The sequence below is a fragment of the Streptomyces sp. NPDC127108 genome, assembly GCF_042677545.1.
Classification (GTDB): domain Bacteria; phylum Actinomycetota; class Actinomycetes; order Streptomycetales; family Streptomycetaceae; genus Streptomyces.
In genome coordinates this window covers 1-2515 of sequence record NZ_JBHXTE010000108.1, presented here as the reverse complement: position 1 = coordinate 2515, position 2515 = coordinate 1, and the positions used below count along the sequence as shown (strand labels likewise).

Below are 2515 nucleotides of genomic sequence, written 5' to 3'. Positions count from 1 at the left end.
GATCCCGGCAGACGCGTCTGCGGCTTTGTTGTGGCTGGTCGCGCAGTTCCCCGCGCCCCTTACGGGGCCCGGCCCCGGCAGCACACGGGGCGCCCTGAGGCGGGCAAGCCCCATCCGGACGCGCTGAACCGGCCGCGCCCCCTCCGCACTCATAGGCTCGCCCCATGTCAGAGGTGTACGCCGCGCGCAGGGAGCGGCTCAGGGAGCGCTGTGCGGGCGGAGGGAGCGCGGCCGCGCTCGTGTCCCGGCCCGCCAATGTGCGCTATCTCGCGGGCGCGGCGCCCAGCGGCTCCGTGCTTCTCCTCGGGCGGACCGAGGACGTGCTGGTGTGCGGGCGGCCGCCGGGCGAGGAGCCGGGGACGGAGCTGGGCGACGCGGGGCTGCGGGCGCACGTCCTGACGGCCCCCGGGGGCGATCCGGCCGTCGTGGGGGCGGGGCAGGCCGCGGCGCAGGGAGCCGAGACGCTGGCCGTGGAGGAGCACCACCTCACCGTGGCCCGGCATCACGCGCTGGCCTCCGTCGCGCCGGGGGTGCGCCTGACGGACCTCGGGCAGGGCGTGGAGCAGCTGCGGCTCGTGAAGGACGAGGAGGAGATCTCCTGTCTGCGGATCGCCGCCGAGATCGCCGACCAGGCGCTGGGGGAGCTCCTCGAGTCGATCCTGGTGGGGCGCACCGAGCGGCACCTCGCGCTGGAGCTGGAGCGCCGCCTCGTGGACCACGGCGCCGACGGACCGGCCTTCGCGACCTCCGTCGGCACCGGGCCGAACTCGGGCCGCGGCGGGCACCGGCCCACCGACCGGCGCGTCGAGGAGGGCGACTTCCTCTCCGTCTGCCTGGGCTCCTGCTACCGCGGCTACCGCAGCGAGATCGGCCGCACCTTCGTCATCGGCACCTCGCCCGCGGACTGGCAGATCGAGCTGTACGACCTGGTCTTCGCCGCTCAGCGGGCCGGCCGCGAGGCCCTGGCCCCCGGCGCCGCCTGCCGTGACGTGGACCGCGCGGCACGTCACGTACTGGACGCCGCGGGCTACGCGGACGGGCTCCCTCCGCGCACTGGACACGGTGTCGGACTCGAAATCGACGAGGACCCGCAGTTGGCGCCCGCAGCCATGGGTAAACTGGACGCTTGCGTGCCGGTCACCGTCGAACCGGGGGTCCACCTCCCGGGCCGGGGCGGGGTCCGGATCGATGACACGCTCGTCGTCCGCTGCGAAGCGGACGGCGGACCCGAGCTACTCACCATTACGACCAAGGAGCTGCTCGCGCTCTAGCGCGTGCGCGTGCCCCGGGGTCGTCCACGTCAGTCCAGGAGATTCCGCAACCGTGGCTTCCACGAACGACCTCAAGAACGGCATGGTGCTCAAGCTCGACGGGGGCCAGCTCTGGTCCGTCGTCGAGTTCCAGCACGTCAAGCCCGGCAAGGGCCCGGCCTTCGTGCGCACCAAGCTCAAGAACGTGCTCTCCGGCAAGGTGGTCGACAAGACCTTCAACGCCGGTGTCAAGGTCGAGACGGCCACCGTCGACAAGCGCGACATGCAGTTCTCGTACATGGACGGCGACTACTTCGTCTTCATGGACATGGAGACCTACGACCAGCTGCACATCGACAAGAAGGTCGTCGGCGACGCCGCGAACTTCCTGATCGAGGGCTTCGAGGCCACCGTCGCGCAGCACGAGGGCGAGGTGCTCTTCGTCGAGCTGCCCGCCGCCGTCGAGCTGACCATCCAGGAGACCGAGCCGGGCGTCCAGGGCGACCGCTCCACCGGTGGCACCAAGCCCGCCATCCTGGAGACCGGTCACCAGATCAACGTGCCGCTCTTCATCACCACCGGTGAGAAGATCAAGGTCGACACCCGCGACAGCAGCTACCTCGGCCGGGTGAACAGCTAACCGTGGCCGCCCGTAACACGGCCCGCAAGCGCGCCTTCCAGATCCTCTTCGAGGCCGACCAGCGCGGTGCAGACGTCCTGACGGTCCTCGCGGACTGGGTGCGCCACGCGCGCTCCGACACCCGGCAGCCGCCGGTCAGCGAGTACACGATGGAGCTCGTCGAGGGATACGAGAAGCACGCTCCCCGCATCGACGAGCTGATCTCGCAGTACGCCGTCGGATGGACGCTCGACCGGATGCCCGTCGTCGACCGGAACATCCTGCGTCTTGGCGCGTACGAACTCGTCTGGGTCGACGGAACGCCCGACGCGGTGGTTCTGGACGAGGCCGTCCAGCTCGCCAAGGAATTCTCCACGGACGAGTCGCCGGCCTTCATCAATGGGCTGCTCGGCCGCTTCAAGGACCTGAAGCCGAGTCTTCGCCGGGAGGAGTAGGCTGCCGCCGCTTTTCTCGGACGCCGTAGGGCCCGCAGCTGTTTGGCTGCGGGCCCTACGGCGTTTTCCATTCCGCACGGGCGGCGAGGCCCGGTGTTTTCCGTCCGCCGACCGATTCCGGCGGATCTGTCGCCTTCGGGGCGGCCCATGGGAAAGCCGCCGGGGTGGCCGGAACCCAATCGGTTCCGGCC

General features: G+C 70.8%; 3 protein-coding genes. All 3 read left to right on the top strand.

Features of this window, described 5'->3' with window-relative positions:
- The first annotated feature begins 164 nt into the window (after nt 1-164).
- The 3 genes from ACFVHO_RS40545 to nusB are packed head-to-tail and all read left to right on the top strand — an operon-like array spanning nt 165 to nt 2324.
- Complete coding sequence (locus tag ACFVHO_RS40545; protein ID WP_385725556.1) at nt 165-1271, top strand: aminopeptidase P family protein; 1107 nt, start codon at nt 165-167, stop codon at nt 1269-1271.
- A gap of 52 nt (nt 1272-1323) precedes the next feature.
- A complete protein-coding gene (gene efp, locus ACFVHO_RS40540) occupies nt 1324-1890 on the top strand; it encodes an elongation factor P (protein WP_384806792.1) in 567 nt (188 codons plus the stop codon).
- Nucleotides 1891-1892: 2 nt separating this feature from the next.
- Nucleotides 1893-2324: a transcription antitermination factor NusB gene (gene nusB / locus ACFVHO_RS40535; RefSeq protein WP_385725555.1), complete on the top strand. Its 432-nt coding sequence runs from the start codon at nt 1893-1895 to the stop codon at nt 2322-2324.
- Nucleotides 2325-2515 lie beyond the last annotated feature (191 nt).

What these genes read in the sequence shown, in the direction of transcription:
- ACFVHO_RS40545 (WP_385725556.1), top strand. Translation starts at nt 165, where the DNA reads ATGTCAGAGGTGTACGCCGCGCGCAGGGAGCGGCTCAGGGAGCGCTGT.